6 protein-coding genes are annotated in these 6,106 nt (G+C 34.9%); 5 read left to right on the plus strand and 1 reads right to left on the minus strand.

Translation table 11 applies throughout. The features are described from left to right. Nucleotides 1-14 precede the first annotated feature (14 nt). The 4 genes from ACJROP_RS07855 to ACJROP_RS07870 are packed head-to-tail and all read left to right on the plus strand — an operon-like array spanning nucleotide 15 to nucleotide 4,696. Entirely contained in the window at nucleotides 15-530 is a 516-nt protein-coding gene (locus tag ACJROP_RS07855; RefSeq protein ID WP_406534916.1) for a hypothetical protein, read from the plus strand. A gap of 15 nt (nucleotides 531-545) precedes the next feature. Then, nucleotides 546-2,810, plus strand: coding sequence for a DHH family phosphoesterase (locus tag ACJROP_RS07860; protein ID WP_406534917.1), 2,265 nt, complete (start codon nucleotides 546-548; stop codon nucleotides 2,808-2,810). Between the two features lie 12 nt (nucleotides 2,811-2,822). Further along, complete coding sequence (locus tag ACJROP_RS07865) at nucleotides 2,823-3,710, plus strand: double zinc ribbon domain-containing protein (RefSeq protein ID WP_406534918.1); 888 nt, start codon at nucleotides 2,823-2,825, stop codon at nucleotides 3,708-3,710. Between the two features lie 8 nt (nucleotides 3,711-3,718). Then, the gene (locus ACJROP_RS07870; RefSeq protein WP_406534919.1) at nucleotides 3,719-4,696 is read left to right on the plus strand and encodes a zinc ribbon domain-containing protein; all 978 of its coding nucleotides are present in this window, start codon (nucleotides 3,719-3,721) and stop codon (nucleotides 4,694-4,696) included. A gap of 9 nt (nucleotides 4,697-4,705) precedes the next feature. Here the strand turns inward: ACJROP_RS07870 and ACJROP_RS07875 are convergent, their stop codons facing one another. Continuing rightward, the gene (locus tag ACJROP_RS07875; RefSeq protein WP_406534920.1) at nucleotides 4,706-4,993 is read right to left on the minus strand and encodes a winged helix-turn-helix domain-containing protein; all 288 of its coding nucleotides are present in this window, start codon (nucleotides 4,991-4,993) and stop codon (nucleotides 4,706-4,708) included. Nucleotides 4,994-5,152: 159 nt separating this feature from the next. Between ACJROP_RS07875 and ACJROP_RS07880 the strand changes: the two genes are divergently transcribed. Continuing rightward, a complete protein-coding gene (locus ACJROP_RS07880; protein ID WP_406534921.1) occupies nucleotides 5,153-5,800 on the plus strand; it encodes a zinc ribbon domain-containing protein in 648 nt (215 codons plus the stop codon). Nucleotides 5,801-6,106: the final 306 nt, after the last annotated feature.

The following is a 6,106-nucleotide window of genomic DNA, read 5'->3' on the forward strand; positions in this document are numbered from 1 at the left end:
ATATAAAATATATCGTGTCTAGTTATAGTAAATTAATAATTTTTGTTGCAGTTTTGTTAGTTATTTCAGCAGCTATCGTTTTGATTGATAGTTCCGTAGACAGCATTAATAAAACCATGCCTGATATTAGCAGTTCCATTGTTGAGGGTGATGCCGATTATAATGAAGCGGTACAGTTAGTCAATGACAAATACTATTCCAATTCGATGGATAAGGCCATATCTGCAGGCAATAATTACAATAATAGTCTAAATAAATTAAAAGATATTAAAAACGAATATTCCTCGGATATAAATGATGTCCAGAATGAATATATTGGTACGGTTATCAAGGAATTGGAATTGAAAATCCAAGCTGTCGACAAATTAAAGGAATCAATTGAATGTTTTGAAGTATATTCAAATTATACTGGAACAAATTATGCTTCAGAAGCTAATGATTTGATTTATGAAGCTACAAAATATCAAGATCAACGGGATACAATAGTTAAGGAAAATCCTGATTTATTTAAACAGAATTTTATCATATAAGCAAGGGGTTTTAAATTGAAAACAAAATGTCCAAAATGTAATGGAATCGGTTCAGTAGTAGTGGACTATAAGGAATGTGAAGCCTGTGGCGGAACAGGTTTTGAAGATGATTCATTTGATATAGGAAATCATTTTAAAGGCGTAAACAGTAAGGCAAGAGCCAAATTTGACTTGGGTGGTGAAGAAGATATTCCATGTGAAGCATGCAATGGAAAGGGGCAAGTTGAAGTTTATGAAGAATGCCCTCATTGCCATGGAACAGGTCAAATAGACGTATGCAGGGATTGTGGAAAATCAATCAGCGACAAGCATGACTTATGTGCAGAATGTGAAGAGAAGCGCAAGGAAGAAAAAAAGAAATATGATGATTTTGAAGCTAAAAGAAGAGCCACTCGCACAGTATATGAATTGGATTCATTGTGTGAAATGAAAGACATTGATAAGGATAAGCTATATAAAGGGAAAATCACCAGGATTGAGAGATATGGTGCTTTTGTTACTCTAAACAATAATGTTTGGGGACTTATGCGCGGTGAAGTGGGCCATTATCATGTTGGTGATGAAATAATTGTATTCATCACATCTATCAAATCCCGAGAGGGCAAAATTGATTTGGCTGCAGCCCATGTTGAAGATTATATCCTTAAAAGATTGACAAAATCAATTCCAAGAACCTTAATCAGCAAACTTGAAGAGAATAAGGGCAGAATTGTCAGAATTGATGGTGAAGTTCAACAGATTCAACAGACTTCCGGGCCTACAATATTCATAATCAGTGATGAAAGCGGAACTGCTGAGATTGCAGCATTTGATAAAAAGGCAGGCGAAAGGTCTTATCCTGAAATCGAACTTGAAGATGCCGTTCAGGTAATCGGTGAAGTCAACGAACATGGCGGAAAGACACAGATTGAGTCATCTTCAATGATAAAGCTTGATGAGGAAAACACCAGAAAGTTACATAAATTAATTGACGATGCATTAAACAAAAAGGCCGAACCTCAACATGTGGATTTCTTGGTCAAAAGTGATGTTTTAAACAGGCTTAAACCTAAGATGAGGGAGGCTGCACAGAAAATCAGAAGGGCAATACTTGACGGAAGGACAATCATACTCAGACACCATAATGATGCGGATGGAATCTGTTCCGGTGTGGCTATGGAAAAGGCGATTATTCCATTGATTGAAAAGGAAAATCCAAGCAATGATGCTCAATATTATTATTTCAAAAGATCTCCAAGTAAAGCTCCATTCTATGAGCTTGAAGACGTCGTTAAAGACTTGTCATTTGCCCTAGAGGATCAGGAAAGGCATGGTCAGAAATTGCCGCTTATTGTCTTATTGGACAATGGATCTACTGAAGAGGATATTGTCGCTTTAATGCAGGCTAAAATATATGATATTGAAGTTGTCGTAATAGACCACCACTCTCCTGGTGAATTGTTAACAAAAGACGTGCAGGATGGAGAAATCTATGGAGCGACAGTTGCAGTGGACGAATATGTTGACACTCATGTAAATCCGTATTTGGTTGGCGGAGATTCTCAATTGACTGCTGGCGCACTTGCAACAGAAGTAGCGCACCTTATCAATCCAAATGTAAAGGAATTAATCAAGCATTTGCCTGCCGTTGCAGCATTGGGAGACCGTGCGGAATGCGGTGAAGTTTACCAATACCTTGAATTGGCGGCTGAAAAGGGATTCGGCAAAGAGCACTTGGCAAAAATAGCTGAATGTGTTGATTTTGAGGCATACTTCTTAAGGTTCATGAACGGCAGAGGCATAATGGACACCATTTTGGCTGTCGATAATTTGGATAAGCATGAAAAGATGATTGATGCTTTGTATAAGGAATATCAAAAAAGAGTGGATACACAGCTTAAAGCAACATTGCCTAATATCAAGAAAACCCAATTGGCCAATGGAATTTATTTCAATCTTATTGATGTCGAAAAATACGCCCATAAGTTCACTTTCCCAGCTCCGGGAAAAACCTGCGGTTTTGTCCATGATAAAATCATTAAGGAGTTAGGTGAAGACAAGCCTATCGTGACTTTAGGCCATGGTCCTGATTTTGGAGTATTCCGGGCAACTGATGCCGTCAATGAGCAGTATGGATTTAATGTGAATGAAATTGTTTCCAAGATGATTGAAAGGGTTCCTCAAGCGGGAATTGATGGTGGAGGCCATGAATGTGCAGGTTCCATTAAATACATTGAGGGACTTGGAGATGAAGTTTTATACAAGGTAGTCGAAGAGATTCAATTGTTGTCTAAAAAATAATTAGAGATATAAATGAATTTGGAGAATTATTGCAAGAAATGCGGCCATAGAATTGTTCCGTTAGATCCTTATTGTACAAACTGCGGAAGCAAGACAATCTATCATGCAAAAAAGGGAGACCATGTCTTCACACCGCCAGTCCACAATATCGGGTTTTTTAATTTTGACATTGACTTTTCACCATATATCGTACGAAAAAGAGCTGATTACAAATATGAAATCTGCTCCTGCGGTTATCTAAATGACATTAACAATGAATACTGTTATATGTGCGGCACCAGAAGAATTCAAAATAAGCTCGTTAGAATTTTAAGAAATAAACCAAAGCCAGAATTCTCAATTGACAATATTTTATGTGAATGTGGTGCAGTCAACGATAAGGAAAATGTATTTTGTGAGATGTGCGGTCGAAAGTTACGTGATGAGAAAACTCCAGCAGGGGATAATTATAGCAATTTCAATTTGGAGTTCAATAATTCTGTTTTCTGCTTTTGCGGTGAAGAAAATGAAAAATTTTCCCAATTCTGCAAGAATTGCGGACGCCCATTAGAAAATTACGGTCAGATGTCTGAAGTTTCAATATTATGCACATGTTCCACAATTAATGAGCTTTCCTCAGCTTTTTGCATTGAATGTGGAGCAAATTTAAAAAGGGAAAATTCAGTAATCGTTTGCGTTTGCGGCCATAAGAATCCCCTTACATCTAAGTTTTGCAGGAAATGTGAAAGGCCTTTAAACCCTCAGCGAATTATTAAGACAAAAGTAATATGTTCCTGTGGTGAAATTTTGGATTGGGATGCGGATTTCTGCCCAAAATGCGGCAAAAATATTAAAAATCTGATGTTAATAAAAAATTCCGTTACACCTGCTGTTAAAAGCATTAAAAATATGTTTAGGTAGTGATTAATTTGAAAATCTGTGATGTCTGTGGAACTTTCAACCTTAAGGAAAATAATTACTGCACCCACTGCGGCAATAAATTAATCACCGAGCATATCTGTCCATATTGCGGTCAACCCAATTTGGATTATGAAACTCACTGCATCAGATGTAAGGAACAAATAAACCCCATTTCCATTGATGATTATGATGTATTATTCAGCGAATTCAATGAGGATTTGTTATCAAATGCTGAAATCAGCGATGAGGATTACAATCAATTGTTGACTAAGATATTCTTAAGGGCGGAATACTTTAGGATTTATGGCAATTCAGCAAAAGAGAAGATTTTAAATTTTGCTAGCATATTCACTCCATGCAAGCCGAAATCAAGAGGCTATGAGAGAGGATACATATTTTTAGGAAATTCCATTTATTACGATGACAGATTGGATGATTCTGTTCAGATAGCCACAATCATACATGAATTGGCTCATTATTTCTTATTCACAATCATTGAATCTTTATTGTGTGAAATATTTAAAGTTAAAACATCATCAACGCTGCAAAGTTTTGTCTGGTATTTTATAACTCTTCCGGAGTTTAAGATAATGAGCGAATACTGCGCACACACCGTAGAAGGCAGATTCATACCATATGGCTATCAGAATTATGGATCGTTCAACACATTAATTGAAAATACTAGTCTTGACAATGATTCAATTGAAAGCATGATGATGTTCGGTAATACTTTTGCTAATGAAATTATAGTTTATCTAGAAAAATACATCGATGATTCGTTAAGGCAGGAAATAAAATTGCAATATAAGATGGATTTAAAATCTCCAAAAAATGATTCAATATTCATCGAAACAAACGACTGTTTCCCATTAAATGTTAAAAATAGTACAATAATAAGAATATTATATGATATTTTCAAAGAAGCAAATAATTCAGAAACCCGTAATGAATTAGAAGTAATAAAAGAGGGTATTGAGATTAATTAGTCAATTAATCTATTCCTTTTCCTCCTTTTCTTTTATAGTCTCTAAAACATCTTTTCCGGTATCTGTTAATCTGTATAATCTACCTTTTCGGGCTTCTTCGTTTATACATTCAACAATGTCTTTGCTTTTTAATTCGCTTAGAACTTTTGAAATATGGTTAGTCCTAATTCCACTGTCTTTTGCAATGTTTGTTGGTATTTTAACGTCATCTCCGATAGATTTTAATGTTTTTTCACGATATTTAGAGATTTGAACATAAGAAGTTAATTTCAAAAGTTCATCGTTTTCTTTTACCATAATACATTATTTTATTGTTAATACTATAAAATGTTTTATAACATGTTACTTGTTTGATATAAATAACTTAAACACCTTTTAAATTTATATAAATTCGTAATAAATTTTTTATATTTAATTAAGAATAGTATTATACAATCATTGTTTTAACTGATTAGGATGAAATGTAAAAATTGCGGATTTGAAAATAAGAAAGGTGCAAAATTTTGCACAAAATGTGGAAGTTCCCTATCTGAAGTGATTGCTGAGCCGACTCCTGCAGGTTCAGATAAAGGTTCAGATAATACAAAATATATAATAATAGCTTTACTTGCAATTATAGTGCTTCTTGTTGGAGCTATTGGATTTTTTGCATTAGGTGGGGACAATAACAATCAAAGTAGTGATGTTTCACAGGATAGTGCTTCTCAAGATGATGAATCCGTCGAGGCTGAAGAATCGGATGATGATGCGCAAACTCAATCAATATCCTCATCTAAAAGCTCAACATCATCAAAAGCAAGTGAATCTAAATCGTGGGAGTTGATTGGAAGTTACTCAGGTTCAGGTTCAGGTTCTGAAACTATTGAGGTTCCTGATGGACAGATAATGGTTAAACTTTCAGCATTTCCTATTAAAAATTATGCTACAAACCATTTATATGTTTCAGGTTCAAATGGCGAGTCCGGTGGTGTAGATTGGGGTTCAAAAAGTGCAGTTGAAACAAGATCCGACTCATTTAGTTATACTTCATCTTCATCTGAGGTATTTACCATAGACTATTATGAAACTGTCAGTTGGGAAGTTGATTTTTATCGCTATCAGTAACTATTTTGAATAAATTATCTTAAAGAGTGCAAAAATACCTTGAATTCTTTAAATCGAGGATGAATTGCACAAAAGTGGGAGCACTATTACTTTTCAAGTGCTCTCTAACATGATTTAAATAATGAAATAACTATAATAATAAATGACAATAAAAAAGTTTAATTCATATTTTTTCAACAAAAACCAAGTTAAAAAAAATAAATTAAAATATGATTGTCCGAACCTTCGGGACGAGGGGGATAGCACGGTAATCCTATGCTCAAAAGAGCATACAGCCCGTGAAGTAAGAATCCTCAACTTCTACAA

This window comes from Methanobrevibacter sp., from assembly GCF_045220775.1.
In the GTDB taxonomy this organism is placed as follows: Archaea; Methanobacteriota; Methanobacteria; order Methanobacteriales; family Methanobacteriaceae; genus Methanocatella.

Excerpts from the sequence above, each read along its gene's own strand:
- ACJROP_RS07865 (WP_406534918.1), top strand. The coding sequence starts at position 2,823 with ATGAATTTGGAGAATTATTGCAAGAAATGCGGCCATAGAATTGTTCCG.
- ACJROP_RS07875 (WP_406534920.1), bottom strand. The coding sequence starts at position 4,993 with ATGGTAAAAGAAAACGATGAACTTTTGAAATTAACTTCTTATGTTCAA.
- ACJROP_RS07880 (WP_406534921.1), top strand. The coding sequence starts at position 5,153 with ATGAAATGTAAAAATTGCGGATTTGAAAATAAGAAAGGTGCAAAATTT.